Origin of the sequence: Mycoplasma sp. (ex Biomphalaria glabrata) (genome assembly GCF_001484045.1) — a bacterium.
Classification (GTDB): domain Bacteria; phylum Bacillota_I; class Bacilli_A; order Mycoplasmatales.
This window is the reverse complement of record NZ_CP013128.1, coordinates 330,963-347,669: the sequence shown is the minus strand read 5'-3', so window position 1 is coordinate 347,669 and position 16,707 is coordinate 330,963. Positions and strand designations below refer to the sequence as shown.

Sequence of the window (16,707 nt, the reverse complement as noted above, 5' to 3'; positions counted from 1 at the left end):
ATATGGAAAATAAAAAAATAGAATTAGGATTAACTTTTGACGATGTTTTATTAGTACCGCAAGGATCAACAATAATGCCATCTTCAACATCGTTACAAACAAAATTAACAAGTGATATTTTATTAAATATCCCTATTATTTCTTCAGCTATGGATACAGTTACAAATTCAACATTAGCCATAGCTTTGGCTAGATGTGGCGGAATAGGAATTATTCATAAAAACTACTCAATAGAGGAACAAGTTAAGGAAGTTGATCGTGTTAAGAGATCAGAAAGTGGTATGATTACTAATCCTATATACATACAAAAAGGAACAACTTTAAAAGAAGCGGATGAAATTATGGGTTACTACAAAATTAGTGGTTTGCCAATAGTTTCTCGTGACTCAATGTATCTATTAGGAATAATTACTAATCGCGATATTAAGTATGTAGAGGATTTTTCTGAACCTGTCGAAAAGTATATGACACCATTGGATAAATTAATAACAGCCAAAACATCAATAAAATTGGAAGATGCAAAAAAAATTCTTCAAAAATATAAAATTGAAAAATTACCATTAATTGATGAGAATGGAATTCTTAAGGGTTTAATTACTTCAAAAGATATTGATAAAGCAATTCAATATCCAAATGCTTGTAAAGATGACAAAGGGAGATTGCGCGTCGGAGCCGCAATAGGTGCAAATGAAGAAGCAATTTTGAGAGCTGAATCTTTAGTTGTTGCTGGGGTTGATGTTATCGTTGTAGATTCAGCGCATGGTCATTCCATTAATGTTATTGAAACTGTTAAAAAATTAAGAAAATTATTTCCAAAATTAAATATCATCGCTGGTAATATTGTTACTCCTGAAGCTGCACAGGAACTTGTTGAAGCTGGTGCTAATGCTGTTAAGGTGGGGATTGGACCAGGAAGTATATGTACAACTAGAGTTGTTACTGGTGTAGGGGTCCCTCAAATTACTGCTATTAAAAATGTTGCTAAATATTGTAAAGAAAGGAATATACCAATAATTGCTGATGGTGGGATTAAATATAGCGGAGATATTGTAAAAGCTTTAGCTATTGGAGCATCATGCGTTATGCTCGGAAGCATTTTTGCTGGATGTCATGAATCACCAGGTGAGGAAATTATTTTAGATGGAAGAAAATTTAAAATATACGCTGGTATGGGGAGTTTGGCAGCGATGGAACGTGGTTCAAAAGATAGATACTTTCAAGAAAAAAACCAAAAATTAGTACCCGAAGGAATTGAGGGAAGAATTCCATTCAAAGGAAAACTTGAGGATGTTGTTTTTCAATTAACTGGAGGAATTAGATCGGGATTAGGTTATATAGGTGCTTCTGATATTGTTGAATTGCAAAAACGTGCCATTTTCGTGCAAATTACTAATGCCGGTTTAAAAGAAAGTCATCCACACGGAATTCAAATTACAAAGGAAGCACCAAATTATCAAAACCAAGATTAATTTTAAAATAATTTTGATGTTAAAATTAACTTATAATACTAGTTGTGCTTTATGTTAACTAGTATTGAAAATATTGCATTTTTGCAAATTAAAAAAGGGAAATTATTTATGAATACTGATAAAAAATGAAAATGTACGGTTTGTGGTTATATTACAGATCATAAAATCGATAAATGTCCAGTTTGTAATGTAGATTGATCAAAATTTGTTGAAATTGAGGAGTCAGACTGAGCATGTAGTCATCAAATTCCAGAAATCGATATAACTAAAATTAGCGGAGACATATTAGAAAAACTACGAGGTTGTTTTCTAGCTGAAACAGCTGAAGTTGGACTATATAAAGCAGCAGCTAGACAAGCTTTTAGAGAAGGATATCCAGAAATAGGTTTATTAATGGATCACATTGCCTCAGAAGAAGCTGGTCACGCAGCAAGATTTGCTGAAATTTTAGGCGAAAAAGTTAGTTCTTCGACAAAAACGAATTTAAAAAATTTTATAAACGGGGAAAGAGGGGCTGGCTATATACGTTTAGAGATTGCTACATACGCTAAACAAAATAATTTAGATGCTTTACACGATAGTGTTCACGATATTTCAAAAGATGAGCAGAGACACGGAGCAGCTTTTGAAGGAATATATAAAAGGTTTTTTCGATAGCAATAAAAAATTTATAAATTAATACCTCAATAAAGAGGTATTTTTTTTATTTATTTATAATTATATATGAAGAATAAAAAGGGGAACATATGGGAAAAGTAATTGCGATAACTAATCAAAAGGGCGGTGTCGGAAAAACCACAACTTCGATTAATCTGGCTCATAGTTTAAGCAAAAAAGGTCATTCAGTTTTATTAATCGATTTAGATCCTCAAGCGAATGCAACGACAGGTTTAGGAGTTAATAAAGAGGAAATTAAAAATTGTGCCTTTAATTTAATAGTCGATGACTTAGATATGAAATCTGTTATGTTGCCGTTTTTACGTCAAAATTTATCATTAATTCCTTCAACAATTAATTTAGCTGGTGTAGATATTTATTTGGCTGAAAAAAATCAATTAAATCGCCTAATTTTAAAAGAAAAAATTGATCAAGTTAAAGATCAATACGATTACGTTATTATAGATTGTCCGCCAAGTTTAGGTATATTGAATCGTAGTGCGTTAGCTGCTTGTGATTCAGTCATTATTCCTGTGCAACCAGAATTTTATGCATTGGAGGGTTTAACACAATTACTTTCAACAATTAATATTGTGAAAAGATTAGAAAATGAGAATATCAAAATTGAAGGAATATTAATTACAATGTTTGATCAAAGATCTAACCTTTCTAATGAGATAATAAATGAAATTGAAAAATATTTTAAAGGAAAAGTGTATAAAACGAAAATTCCGCGAAGTATTCGCATCAGTGAAGCACAATCAGGCGGGAAAACTATTTTTGAACATGATATAAATAATAAAACATCAATTGCGTATGATTTATTTACAGAAGAGGTGATTAGTAATAATGGCAACAGCAACTAAATTAGGTAAAGGACTAGATAAATTATTTGGTCAAAACATCGAAGAAACTATTGAAACAATTCAACGTGTGAATAAACATGAAAAATTATTAATGAGTATTGAAAAAATAGAACGAAATCCTTATCAACCAAGAAAGTTTTTTGATGAAGAAAAAATTGATGAATTGGCAAATAGCATAAGAGAACATGGAATATTTACACCAATTCTTTTAAGAAAAACACTAAATGACATTTACTATATTGTGGCAGGGGAAAGAAGATTTCGCGCTGCAAAAAAAGTAGGTTTAAAAGAAGTTCCAGCTATTGTTTTGGATATAGATGACAAAAAAATGATGGAAATATCCTTAATTGAAAATATTCAACGACAAGATTTAAATATTATTGAAGAAGCTAAGGCCTATAAATCTATGATGGAAAAATTAATTTTAACACAAGAAGAATTGGCGAAAACAGTCGGAAAGCACAGAGTTCACATTGCCAACACTTTAAGAATTTTAAATTTACACTTAGAAATTCAAAATATGGTAGAAATGGGTGATTTAACGATGGGTCATGTCAAACCAATTATGGCAATTTCTGATGAAGAATTAGCTATAAAAATTGCACGCAATGCTAAAGAGAAAAAACAAACTGTTCGCGAAGTTGAACAAATTGTACAAGGCTATAAATTATTAGAATCTAAAAAAAATAGTCCAAAACAAGAACTTAATCATGATTATGATTTCTTATCAAGTTCAATTTCTAAAAAAATATCATTTAAAACTAAAATTACTGATAAGCAATTAATAATAAATTTTCGCAATAAAGATAATTTGAATAAATTATTAAAAAAGTTAAACTTATTAGAAGAATTTTATGGGAATTAATATTGGAATTGTCGGATTACCGAATGTAGGTAAAAGTACCTTATTTAGTGCAATAACAAAATCAGCTGTTGAAATAGCTAATTATCCTTTTGCAACTATTGAACCAAATGTGGGTGTGATTGAAATTAAAGATGACCGCATTGCTTTTTTAGAATCTATCTATAAACCTAAGAAGGTTATTTTTAATTGAATTAAATTTGTAGATATTGCTGGACTTGTTAAAGGAGCTAGCGAAGGAAAAGGATTAGGAAACAAATTTTTATCTAATATTCGCGAAGTTGATGCGATTTGTGAAGTTGTTAGATGTTTTGAAAATAAAGATATTCTACACGTTGAAGGAAGAATCAATCCTTTAGATGATTTGAAAATTATTTCATTTGAATTGATTTTATCTGATATGGAAACTGTTAATAATGCTATTCAAAAAATTGAAAGAAAAGCTAAAAATGCTGCTGATAAAGAAGTGATTTCTAAATACGAGGCATTTGTAAAAGCGAGAAAAATTTTAGAAGAAGAAAAATTAATTTGAGGGAACCAGTTTTCAGAAGAGGAGGAAATGCACATTAAATCATTAAGTTTATTAACTAATAAACCGAAATTTTTTGTAATAAATGTTCATGAAGACAATTGAACTAATTTAGAATCCATGAAAGAATATGTTGAATTAACAAACTATTTAAAGGCGAATAATTTTAGTTATGTTCCTGCCGTCTTAAAATTTGAACACGAATTGCTTGCGATTGAATCGGAAGAAGATAAAGCGATGTTTATGGAAGAATATGGAATGAAAGAAAGTGCTTTTCCAAAAATAACCGCAAAAGCATTTGAATTACTCGATTTACAAACTTTCTACACATGTGGACAACAAGAGGTTCATGCTTGAACATTCACGAGAGGAATGACTGCTAAGGAATGCGCAGGAAGAATTCATACCGACATTGAAAAAGGTTTTATTAAGGGAGAAATTTTTAACGCTAAAGATTTGATAGAAAATAATGATCCCAAACTTCTTAAGGAAAAAGGATTAATAAAAATAGAGGGAAAGGAATACAGAGTAAAAGATGGTGACATTTGTTACTTTCACTTTAAAAAATAATGTTTAAAATAGGTCAGTCTCACGATATTCATAATGTAGTTGATAACGAAAATGGCGAAATAAAGCTAGGAATGGTAACTTTTCAATGTGGGAAAAGTATTATTGCTGAATCAGATGGAGATATATTAATTCATGCAATTGTTGAAAGCATTATTGGAGCCCTTGGAAAGGGTGATCTAGGAACACATTTTAATGGAACTATTTCAGAAAATGAAATTATTGGATATGATATGCTTGCAAAAATACGAGAAATGCTATTTATAGAAAAATATGAAATATTAAATATTGATTCATTAATAATATGAGATGCCATTAAATTATTTGAGTATCGCGAAATAATGATTGAAAATATCGCTAGATCTTTAGATATTCCTATAGAACGAGTGAACATAAAATTCACCACAACAGAGGATAATTTCCCAAAAATTATCCAAGCACAAGCGATTGTGCTAATTAAAAAAAATAATCAAAATTAAATGTTTTGTGGCGTTTGCGAAGTAAACATAATATAATTTATTATATAGAACGTTGGGGTGGATTATTCATAAGTTATCCTTAGATATTTTTATAGAAATTTCCAAATTTACCAACGGTTGAATTTATGCCGGAATAATTTTAGGTGTGTCATTGTTGTTAACAATAACTTTCAAGTTTTTTCAATTTACAAAAATGCGCCAAATGTACAAATCGTTTTCAATCACAGAAAATCATTTTGAAAAAAAAGTTTCTCCGATTAAAGTATTTATTTCTTCTCTGGCTTCTCGTTTTGGATTAGGAAATGTTATTGGCGTTGGGATAGCTTTAATGATTGGTGGATTTGGTGCAATTCCTTGAATAATAATTGTGGGATTTTTATCCATGTCAACATCTTTTGCAGAATGTACACTTGCTCAAATTTTTCATGAAAAAGATCCAACAAATCCAAAAACATTTAGAGGAGGAACTTCATATTACATAATCAAAGGTTTAGGTAAGAATTGAAAAATTCTTGCCATAGCTTATGCTATAGCTTCTTTTTTAGCAAAAGGTTTCTTCATCATTTCCTCTGCAACAGGAACTATCGCTAACCAATTATATTTGACTTTTTTCCATCAAATTGAAGCATCTCAAAATGGTATAACAGCCCATGTAGATAATTCATTAATCGGAAGTTTAATGCCCTGAATAATTGTTATCATATATTTATTAATTGTAGCCTTCATAATTTTCAAGGGAGAAATAAAACATACATTAGATTTTTTATCAAAAATGTTACCAATCGTTTTAGTTATCGCTGCAGTCATTATTGTTACAACGATTATTGCTAATTTTAGTTATTTCACATCTGCAATAGAAGATATGTTCGAATCCGCTTTTAATCCAAATCATCCTTCAGCATTTTGTGCTGCAGCTATCGGTGTCACAATTCAGCAAGGTATTTCTAGAGGTTTGTTTGCTCACGAGGCAGGACAAGGAAGTACAACTCAAATAGCCGCAATTCCTAAATTAGATCATCCCGTTAAAATGGGTTTTGGACAAGCTCTAGCGATATTTGTTGATACTTTTGTAATTTGTGGGATTATGGGTATATTTTTTAGCATTTTATTTATGAAAGCAAAAACAGATTTACAATTAAGTCCAAACTGAATTCAAAGTAATTTAGGTTTTGATGGTTCAAATACACAGAATCAACAAAATTTTATTAATTATTGTATTAATAATATTTTTTCTAACAATTTAGAAATTGGTAGAGTATTTAATCGTATCTTTGGGATATTATTTACATTACTATTCTTTACATGTGGCCTAGGAGTAACTTTGGGAGGAATAATAATTACTGAATTAACTACTGCCTTTTTATTTAGAAAAAAATCAAATATTCATCAAAAATATGCGAGCATTACTTTAAAATTATTTATTTTAATATCAATCGGTACATCGCCTTTGATTCAAAAAATTTCACCAAATATTTTTACCTTCGCTGATGCAGCAGTTGCATTATGTTTTTTAATTAATTTATTATCAGTTGTGTGTTTAATTCGAGTGGTTCAAAAGGCATTTAATGACTATGAAAAACAACTTACTATTGAAGCCTTAAAACATGCTACAGCGAATGAAAATATCAATTATCAAAAATTATCAAAAAAATTTAATAATTCTTTAAAAAATCAAAACATTTTTATGAGATTAATAAGTAAAATGCAAATTAGTTTTTTTGAATCTAAAATGAAAATAAAGTATTATAAGAAATTAGAATTTAAAATGCATTTTGATAATAGAAAATTAAATATTTCAAATAAGGAATCAGGAAGTGACGATTTCGAGTCTTTCGAAAGAATTACAACACAGAAAACATCTCAATAAAGGAGTTAAAAATGATGGTTAATAATAGAAAAAATGTGATAATTAGTTGCGATTTTTCATCTAAACAAGAACTATATTTTTTTTTAAATAAATTGGGTGACGAAAAAGTTTTTCTTAAATTAGGAATGGAAATAATATATAGCGAGGGTCTTGATTTAATTCAAGAATTAAAAAATGAAGGACATAAGATTTTTTTAGACCTTAAGTTGCATGATATACCAAATACTGTTAATAAAGCAATTAAAGCATTAACATACTACGAACCAGACTTACTAACTATTCATTTATCCTCTTTAATATCTAATAAAATATTTAATCCTCAAAATTTAAATGTCATCGCTGTAACTGTGTTAACTTCAATCAAAGAAGCGGATTACATAAATTATTATCAAACAAAATTAGATATTCAAAATTCGATAACACACCAATTAACAAATACAGATATTAGTAAGTTATACGGAATAGTTTGTAGTCCTCAGGAATCGAAAATGATTAAAAGGTATTATCCGAATTTAAAAACAATTTGTCCAGGTATTCGCCAAATCGAAGATGCTCAAAACGATCAAGAAAGAATAATGACTCCATCTGAGGCACGAGATCAAAATATAGATTACATAGTGGTTGGAAGACCGATTACACAGCATCCAAATCCACTTTACAAATATTTATCAATTAGTAAGGAATTTAATAATGATTAAGAAATTAGCCGCAATAGTAATTAGCAATAACGAAGAAAATGGGTTTTATAAAATTGAAATCCAAACCAACGAACCATTTAAATCTTTCCCGGGACAGTTTTTAAGTGTATTTTGCAAGGGACATTTTTTAGGTATTCCTTTTGCTTTTTATCAAGTAATTTCTCCAACAAAATTTGTAATATTGATTAAAATTTTTGGTAGAGGATCGGAAATAGTAAGTAAATTTCAAAAAAATTCTGAATTAGAAGTTTTATTACCTCTTGGAAAACCATCAAATTTGGTTAAAGATAAGCGCGTTTTTATTATTGGTGCCGGTGTCGGAATAGCATCCATTTATGAATTAACAAAATCATTAAAAGAACATAATAATGTAACTGTTGCTTTGGGTTATAAAAAACCAAATGAAATTGCATTTGTTCAAGATTTTAAAGAAATTACTAAAAATGTTGAAATTTTATGCGATGAAACAACTCCAAAAGCAACATTTATCGGCAATATTTTAGAGTTTCTTGAAAAAAATATAAATAATTTTGATTACGTATATTTTTGTGGTGGGAAAAAAGTTACAGAATTGGTTGATAAATTATTATTAAAGTATGAAAAACAAGGGACGTTGATGTTTGAAAACAACATGGCGTGTGGTTTTGGAATTTGTAATGGTTGCAATATTTCTACAAAAAGTGGCGAAAGAAAAGTTTGTGAAGATTTGAATTTTGAGATAGGAGAAGTAATTTATTAGTATGAATAAAAAATTAAGTAGTAACGTTTTCGGAATAGAATTCAAAAACCCGATTATGCCTGCTAGCGGGACGTTTAATAGCGGCAAAGAAGTTGACAAAATTTACGATATTAGTGAGCTTGGAGCTGTTATGACTAAGTCTGTGACTATTGACCCAAGAAAAGGCAATGCTCATCCAAGAGTTTGTGATACAGAACTCGGAATGCTAAATGCTATTGGTTTGGCAAATCCAGGAGTTGATTTTTTTATTAATAAAGATTTACCTTTTTTAAGAACAATTAACACTAACATTATTATTAATGTTACAGGTAAAAAAATTAGTGAATTTTCCGAAGTTATTAAAAAATTAGAAAAGTACGATTTTATCGATGCCTATGAAATTAATGCAAGTTGTCCAAATGTAGAAACTGGAATAAGTTATATGGCGAATGAAGAAATATTTTCTGAACTAATTAAATTATGTAGAAATGCAACTCTAAAACCAATAATTGTTAAAATTTCCCCTGAAGGTTTCGATGTTGTTGAACTCGCTAAAATTGCTGAAAAACACGGAGCAAACGGTATAACGTTGATTAATACAATTAAGGGAATGAGAATAGATTTAGCAAATAGAAAACCATTTTTGGCTAATAAATTTGGCGGATATAGTGGACCCGGAATAAAACCAATTGCATTAAGATATGTTTATGAGGTTTATGAAAATGTCAAAATTCCAATAATTGGTGTTGGAGGAATCCAAAATGAATATGATGTTTTAGAATACTTAATGGCCGGTGCTAGTTTAGTTCAAATCGGGACATGCAATTTTATTGATCCTTTATGCATGAAAAAAATAATTTCTAATTTAGAAAAAGTATTAGTGAAGTATAATTTTAAAAGTATTAGTGAAGCAATAGGAGCAGCACATGATAAAAAATAAATCAGAAATAATTAACATTCTTATAAATATTGGAGCAATTTCTATCAATACAGAAAATAAATACTGATGAACTAGTGGTATTTTATCACCAATTTATATAGATAATAGATTAATATTTAATTACCCAAAAGAAAGAAATATTATTGAAAATTCATTGGCAAATTTAATTAAAGAAAAATTTCCTGAGGTTACAAAAATAGTAGGTGTAGCGACGGCTGGAATAGGCCATGGAGCATTAGTTGCAGACATTTTAGAGTTACCATTTGCATATTCAAGAACAAGTCAAAAAGAACACGGTAAAAAGAATATGATTGAAGGAAAAATTGAAAATGATGACAAAATAGTTATTGTAGAAGATTTAATTTCAACAGGGAAGAGTGTTAAGATTGTTGTTGAAGAAATGAACATGCACAACTACAATGTTATAGGTGCTGTATCAATTTTCACATATAACTTATTAAAATCAAGAAATTGTTTTAAAGAATTAAATATACAATCTTATTCATTAGTGGATTCAGATATATTGGTAGAGTCGCTAAAAGCTAATAAAAACTTTAGTAAGAGCCAAGTAGAAGAAGTTTACAACTTCTTAACTCACTTAAAAGGTTAATATGAACTTTCTTAAATTACAGGATTTAACATTAAAGGAAATTCAAGGATTAATAAATCGTTCATTAGAATTAAAACAATATCAAGATTTAATTCCAAATTTGAAAAATAGTACAGCTTGTAATATATTTTTAGAACCATCTACACGAACTCATTTATCTTTTAAAATGGCTGAGCATAAAACAGGTATGTATTCGGTTGATTTACAGATTGCTAATTCTTCATTTCAAAAGAATGAAACACTCGAAGATACTGTGTTAAATTTAAAGGAAATTGGGTATAACAATTTCATTATTCGCAGCCAAGAAAATGAGTGATATAACAGTTTATTGAAAATTAACGATATTTCTTTAATTAATGCTGGAGATGGTACCGGAAATCATCCTTCTCAATCATTATTAGACGTAGTTACTATATATGAACACTTTGGTTATTTAGAATCTCTAAAAATTCTTTTTATAGGAGATATTAAGCATTCCCGTGTTTTTAAATCTAACTATGAAGTCATGAAAAAATTAAAAATGAGTGTTTCTACATTTGGTCCTGAAGAATTTACATCAAATTTATACGAAAAAATTGATAATTTAGAACAAATGAAAAATTTTGATGTCATCGTTTTTTTGAGAGTTCAACACGAGAGACATGATGAAAAATATTCTACTGACGAATATAACAAAAAATATGGTTTGAATAAAAATTCATTAAAATTTTTGAAAGAAAATGCTATTTATCTTCATCCAGGTCCTGTTAATCGAGATGTTGAAATTGAATCTGATATTTTGTATTCAAAACAAAGTAGAATACTAAATCAAGTTGAAAATGGGGTTTTTGCAAGAATTGCAATTTTAGAGTATGCAAATAAAAAAAATAAATTAATACTTTTACAAAATGGTCTTATTTATTATCAGGAAAAACTTGTGAAAAAGGATATTTTGATAATAAATGGGAAAATACAAAAAATTGAAGACATTATTATCCCTCAAGATAATCCAGAAATAATAAATTGTGAAGAAAAATTAATCACAAGAACATTTGTGGACGGACATGTTCATACTAGAAACCCTGGTTTGGAGTATAAAGAAACATTGGAAACTTTTATAAATTCATGTTTGCACGGTGGAGTGAGAGAAGTAATTGCTATGGGTAATGTATTACCTTTTCCTGATAGTGTTGAAAATTTTAAAATTGTGGACTCGGCACTGCGAAATAATGATGTAATTATTCATCAGTGTGCCAACATTACAAAAGAACTTAAAGGAACAGAGTTAGTTGATTTTAGCAAACTTAAAAAATTTACTAATTTCTTTACAGATGACGGTAAACCTATCAATCATGAAGAAATAATGGAACAAGCACTTTGTGAAGCAAAAAAACATGGGGTACTATTGTTATTACATGAAGAATCGATGAGCAATCAAAATTCTGCTTGGTCATACCAAACACCTTATTCACTTAAAAACAATTTGCCATTTTTTACGGAAGAATATGAAACTAAATTAGTAAAAAGAGATTTAAAATTAAACGAAAAAATTAATGCTAATATACACATTCAGCATATCTCGACAAGTAAAACGATTGAAATTGTGAACAAATATCGTAAAAAGGGAATGAATGTTACGATGGAGGTTACGCCTCATCATCTATTACTATCAGCAAGTCAAATCAATGAATGAAATCCAAATTTTAAAATGAATCCACCATTAGGTTTAGAATCTTGAAGACTAAAAATTATTGAATCTCTAAAAAAAGGACATATTCATGCAATTGTAACAGATCATGCTCCTCACACTAATATTGATAAAGATAAAGAACCTTGCAATTCTGCATACGGGATAATCGGTGTTCAATGGTTATTTTCAGCCATTTACACTGAGTTGGTTTTAAAAAACATTATTTCGTTGGAATGTCTAATTGAGCATATAACAAATAAACCTTCAAAATTATTTTTTAATCAAGAAAGGAAAATAAAATTAAATGAAGTAGCAGATTTATTAATAATAAATTTAAGCGATTCACAAATAATTTCAGAAGGAACTATTCAATCAAAATCAAAGAATACTCCATTCTTGCAAAAAACATTTTTTGGTATTCCTGAAATAATGATTATCAATGAACAAATAAAATTTATAAAAAATTAGCATCGAAAATGATATATTTAATAGAGTAATCATGGCAAGGAGTTTTCAAATGAGAAAACATGATGCAAAAATTATATTGGAAAATGGAACTGAAATGAAAGGTTTCTTTTTTGGAAAAAAAGGTATAACTTTTGGTGATTTTATTTTTAATACATCACTAGTGGGATACGAAGAAGCATTAACTGATCCTAGTTATAACCAAGAAATATTAGTAATGACGTTCCCTGTTTTAGGTATTTATGGAATAACGAAAAAGGACATGGAATCCGAAAAAATCCAGGTAGCCGGATTTGTTGTTCAGGAAGTAGAAAAGAATTATTCTAATTTTGATTCTATTTTATGCTTAGATAAATTTTTAGAAGATAATAATGTTGTTGGAATTGAAGGTATTGATACGAGAGCTTTGACAAGAATTATTCGTGAAAAAGGTAGCATGAGAGGATGCATCTGCGAAATAGATGCTGACACTCATGCTATTTTAGAAGAAGTTAAAAAATTTAATCCATCATCGCACGTTTCAAAAGTAACAAATAGAACTTGAAAAGAGGAAAAACCAAAACACACTTTGTTGAAAATTGCTTTTGTAGATTTCGGGGCAAAGAAAAATATTGTTCAAGAATTTCACAAGCATAACGTGGAAACTACTATTTTTTCGCCAAATGTCACAGCAAAAGAGTTAATGAATCCAGAATTTGATGGGGTTTTTTTAAGTAATGGACCGGGAGATCCTGCAGAATTAAAAGAGTGAGTAAATAAAATTGAAAGCATTTTAGGGAAAAAACCGGTTATTGGAATTTGTTTAGGGCATCAATTAATCGGTTTGAGTTTGGGCGCTAAAACTTATCGATTGAAATATGGGCATCATAGTTCTAATCATCCTGTGATTAATAATTTAACAAATAAAGTAATTATAACTAGTCAAAATCACAATTATGCAGTTGACGAAACTACGCTTCCAAAAGATATTAAAATTTTATATTCATCAGTTAATGATGATTCAGTTGAAGGATTATATTCAGAAACTAAAAAAATTTATTGTACACAATTTCATCCAGAATCAGCGCCAGGACCAAATGACGCCGGAGTAATTTTTGATGATTTTATCAACTTTATAAAGGAGATGAAATAATGACAAAAAATATTAAAAAAATTCTTGTTATTGGGTCTGGACCAATTATTATTGGACAGGCCGCAGAATTCGATTATAGTGGAACACAGGCTTGTTTAAGTTTAAAAGAAGAAGGTTATGAAGTGATTCTTGTTAATCCCAATCCTGCCACAATTATGACAGATTCAACAATTGCCTCTAAAGTTTACATGGAACCATTAGAAGTTGATTTCGTTAAATGAATTATTTCACGCGAAAGACCAGATGCTATTTTGCCAACTTTAGGTGGTCAAGTTGCTTTAAATTTGACATTTAAATTGCATAAAGAAAAAATTCTTGAAAAATATAACGTTAAAATTTTAGGAACTAGTATCGATGCAATCGTAGCAGCAGAAGATCGTTTAATTTTTAAAAAAACAATGGAAGATATTAATATAAGCGTAGCTCCATCTTCTGTTGTAAAGAGTATAGAAGAAGCTGAGGAATTCATTGAAGAAATCGGTTTACCTGTTGTTATTAGGCCGTCATACACAATGGGCGGAGCCGGCGGAGGAATTGCAAATACAAAAGAAGAACTACATGAGATTTTGAGTGGAGGATTAAGATTATCACCAATTGGTGAATGTCTAGTAGAGAAATCGATTTATGGTTATAAAGAAATTGAATACGAAGTAATGCGTGATTCAAATGACACCGCAATCATTGTATGTAACATGGAAAATATTGATCCAGTTGGTATCCATACAGGTGATTCAATGGTTGTTGCTCCATCATTGACTTTAACTAATAAGCAATATCAAATTTTAAGAGATGCATCTTTAAAAATAGTTAAACATTTAAAAATTGAAGGTGGTTGTAACGTTCAAATAGCTTTAGACCCATATAGTGAAAAATTTTATGTTATTGAAATTAATCCACGTGTTTCTAGAAGTAGTGCATTGGCTTCTAAAGCAACAGGATATCCAATTGCTAAAATTTCAGCAAAAATTGCAATTGGAAAAAATCTCCACGAAATAGTTTATAACGATAAAAATAAAAACGTTAAAGCATCATTAGAACCAGCAATCGATTACATTGTTACCAAGTTAGCTAGATTCCCATTTGATAAATTTAGAAATGAAAAAAATATTATTTCAACTCAAATGCAAGCAACTGGTGAAGTAATGGCAATTGGTCGTAACTTTGAAGAATCTTTTTTAAAGGCAATTCGCGGACTGGAAATAGAACAAGATTTTATATGAGATTCAAAAATTCTCCAATTATCAAAAGAAGAATTGTTAAAACAAATAAATATTCCTAATGGATATAGAATTTATCAAATTTTTGCTGCCTTAAAAAAAGGTGTAACGGTTGAGGAAATTTATCAAAACACTAAAATTACAAAATATTTCTTAAATAAATTCCGTAAAATTGTGGATTTAACAGAGTTAGTTGAAGGAAATAAGAATAATTTAGAAATATTAAAAGAGGCAAAAAAATACGGTATATCAGACCATTTTATTGCATGTTCTTGGGAAACAACGGAAAAGGAAATTTTTCATTTAAGAAAAAATAACAAAATTTTACCAGTTTACAAGATTATTGATACTTGCGCTTCTGAATTTAAAGCAACTACACCATATTTATATTCAACTTATGGATTAGAAAACGAATCAGTAGTTTCCAAAAACAAAAAAATCTTAATTATCGGATCTGGACCAATTAGAATAGGTCAAGGAGTTGAATTTGATTATTCAACAGTACATAGCATATGAGCTTTTAAAAAGTTAGGATACGAGGTTATTATCGTTAATAATAACCCTGAAACAGTGTCGACAGATTATACTATCGCTGATAAATTATATTTTGAACCTATTACTTATGAAGATGTGATGAACATTATTCAATTAGAAAAACCAAACTCTGTTGTGTTACAATTTGGTGGTCAAACCGCATTAAATTTAACGAAATATTTAATAAATGAGGATGTTTTAATTTTAGGTACATCATTAGAAAATATTGACAAATCAGAAGACCGTGAAGAATTTGCTAAAGTATTGGATAAATTGAACATTTTGTCGCCAGAGCACGGACATGCGAAAAGTGTTGAAGATGCTAAAAAAATTGTTAAAAAAATTGGTTACCCAGTCATGGCAAGACCTAGTTACGTTATAGGCGGGCAGTCAATGGAAATTCTTCGTAGTGATGAAGATCTAGAATATCTAAATAATATTAAACCTTCTAAAACGAATAAAAATTTAACAATCCTAATTGATAAATATATTAATGGTATTGAAGTAGAGGTTGACGTTGTATCTGACGGTAAGGATATCTTTATTCCTGGAATTATGGAACACATTGAAAGAGCGGGAGTTCATAGTGGGGATTCGACAACAACTTATCCAACTATTTCTATTTCAGAAAAAGATAAGTCGACAATTGTAAATTATATGAAAAAGATAAGTCAGGAATTAAATGTCATTGGATTAATGAATGCTCAATTAATTGTTGATGGCGGAAAAGTTTATTTATTAGAAATTAACTTAAGAAGTAGTCGTACAATTCCCTTTATAAGTAAAGCTAGAAAAATTAATGTTATTGAAATGGCAGCTAAAGTAATGGCGGGACAAAAAATTAAAAATATGATTAAAAATATAGCTCCCGAGGATCATAGTGTTTTTTACATAAAAGGACCGGTATTTAGTTTTGCCAAATTATGAAAAATTTCAGATTTACTGCTAGGACCAGAAATGAAATCAACAGGTGAATCTATCGGAATAGATATTGATTTTAGTAAGGCTTTATACAAAGCACTATTAAGTGCCGGACAGGATTTATTAAAACATCATTCAATAATAATTTCTTGTCATAGTTCTTATCACGAAAAAATTCTAGAATCTGCTAAATTATGAGATTCATTGCAATACAAAATATATGCAACACCTGGGACACATACGTATCTTAAAAATAATGGCATTAAAACAACTGTAGTGCAGAAATTAGGAAAAGATAACAACATTATTGACTTAATTAGTAAGGAAAAATTAAGTTTTATTATTAATACCCCTTCATCAAATAGCAAATCTAGAAAAAATTTACAGGAAATGCGCCAATTTGCCATAGCTAATGGAGTTCCTTTAATTTCAAATATTGATTTAGCATCATTTATTGCTAGACTTTGTGTTGATATGAAATATTTAATAAAACCTTTATAATAATAT

The 16,707-nt window shown here is 29.2% G+C and carries 14 protein-coding genes; all 14 read left to right on the top strand.

Annotation, left to right across the window (positions count from 1 at the left end; all coding sequences use genetic code 4):
• Nucleotides 1-2: 2 nt before the first annotated feature.
• The 14 genes from guaB to carB all read left to right on the top strand — a co-directional run bounded on the left by guaB (nucleotide 3) and on the right by carB (nucleotide 16,701).
• Entirely contained in the window at nucleotides 3-1,469 is a 1,467-nt protein-coding gene (gene guaB / locus ASO20_RS01515) for an IMP dehydrogenase (RefSeq protein ID WP_085056211.1), read from the top strand.
• 51 nt (nucleotides 1,470-1,520) lie between these two features.
• A complete protein-coding gene (locus ASO20_RS01510) occupies nucleotides 1,521-2,126 on the top strand; it encodes a ferritin family protein (protein ID WP_232297023.1) in 606 nt (201 codons plus the stop codon).
• 89 nt (nucleotides 2,127-2,215) lie between these two features.
• Nucleotides 2,216-2,992: a ParA family protein gene (locus ASO20_RS01505; RefSeq protein ID WP_085056210.1), complete on the top strand. Its 777-nt coding sequence runs from the start codon at nucleotides 2,216-2,218 to the stop codon at nucleotides 2,990-2,992.
• A complete protein-coding gene (locus ASO20_RS01500; protein WP_085056209.1) occupies nucleotides 2,976-3,857 on the top strand; it encodes a ParB/RepB/Spo0J family partition protein in 882 nt (293 codons plus the stop codon). The genes ASO20_RS01505 and ASO20_RS01500 overlap by 17 nt, the downstream gene beginning before the upstream one ends.
• Nucleotides 3,847-4,953, top strand: coding sequence for a redox-regulated ATPase YchF (ychF, locus tag ASO20_RS01495; RefSeq protein ID WP_085056208.1), 1,107 nt, complete (start codon nucleotides 3,847-3,849; stop codon nucleotides 4,951-4,953). Before ASO20_RS01500 ends, ychF begins: the two co-directional genes overlap by 11 nt.
• Nucleotides 4,953-5,429 carry a 2-C-methyl-D-erythritol 2,4-cyclodiphosphate synthase gene (locus ASO20_RS01490; protein WP_085056207.1) on the top strand — a complete coding sequence of 159 codons (477 nt, stop codon included), beginning with the start codon at nucleotides 4,953-4,955 and terminating at the stop codon, nucleotides 5,427-5,429. The genes ychF and ASO20_RS01490 overlap by 1 nt, the downstream gene beginning before the upstream one ends.
• 52 nt (nucleotides 5,430-5,481) lie before the next feature.
• Nucleotides 5,482-7,296, top strand: a complete 1,815-nt coding sequence (locus tag ASO20_RS01485; RefSeq protein WP_157061699.1) for an alanine:cation symporter family protein — start codon at nucleotides 5,482-5,484, stop codon at nucleotides 7,294-7,296.
• An 11-nt stretch (nucleotides 7,297-7,307) separates the two neighbouring features.
• On the top strand, nucleotides 7,308-7,994 hold the full coding sequence (gene pyrF, locus ASO20_RS01480) for an orotidine-5'-phosphate decarboxylase (RefSeq protein WP_085056205.1): 687 nt from the start codon (nucleotides 7,308-7,310) through the stop codon (nucleotides 7,992-7,994).
• A complete protein-coding gene (locus ASO20_RS01475; RefSeq protein WP_085056203.1) occupies nucleotides 7,987-8,733 on the top strand; it encodes an iron-sulfur cluster-binding protein in 747 nt (248 codons plus the stop codon). The genes pyrF and ASO20_RS01475 overlap by 8 nt, the downstream gene beginning before the upstream one ends.
• A 1-nt stretch (nucleotide 8,734) precedes the next feature.
• Nucleotides 8,735-9,652: a dihydroorotate dehydrogenase gene (locus ASO20_RS01470; RefSeq protein ID WP_085056201.1), complete on the top strand. Its 918-nt coding sequence runs from the start codon at nucleotides 8,735-8,737 to the stop codon at nucleotides 9,650-9,652.
• A complete protein-coding gene (pyrE, locus tag ASO20_RS01465) occupies nucleotides 9,639-10,262 on the top strand; it encodes an orotate phosphoribosyltransferase (RefSeq protein WP_085056200.1) in 624 nt (207 codons plus the stop codon). The genes ASO20_RS01470 and pyrE overlap by 14 nt, the downstream gene beginning before the upstream one ends.
• A gap of 1 nt (nucleotide 10,263) precedes the next feature.
• Nucleotides 10,264-12,399, top strand: a complete 2,136-nt coding sequence (locus ASO20_RS01460) for an aspartate carbamoyltransferase catalytic subunit (RefSeq protein ID WP_085056197.1) — start codon at nucleotides 10,264-10,266, stop codon at nucleotides 12,397-12,399.
• A gap of 31 nt (nucleotides 12,400-12,430) precedes the next feature.
• Nucleotides 12,431-13,528, top strand: coding sequence for a glutamine-hydrolyzing carbamoyl-phosphate synthase small subunit (gene carA, locus ASO20_RS01455; RefSeq protein ID WP_085056196.1), 1,098 nt, complete (start codon nucleotides 12,431-12,433; stop codon nucleotides 13,526-13,528).
• Nucleotides 13,528-16,701: a carbamoyl-phosphate synthase large subunit gene (gene carB / locus ASO20_RS01450; protein WP_085056194.1), complete on the top strand. Its 3,174-nt coding sequence runs from the start codon at nucleotides 13,528-13,530 to the stop codon at nucleotides 16,699-16,701. Before carA ends, carB begins: the two co-directional genes overlap by 1 nt.
• Nucleotides 16,702-16,707: the final 6 nt, after the last annotated feature.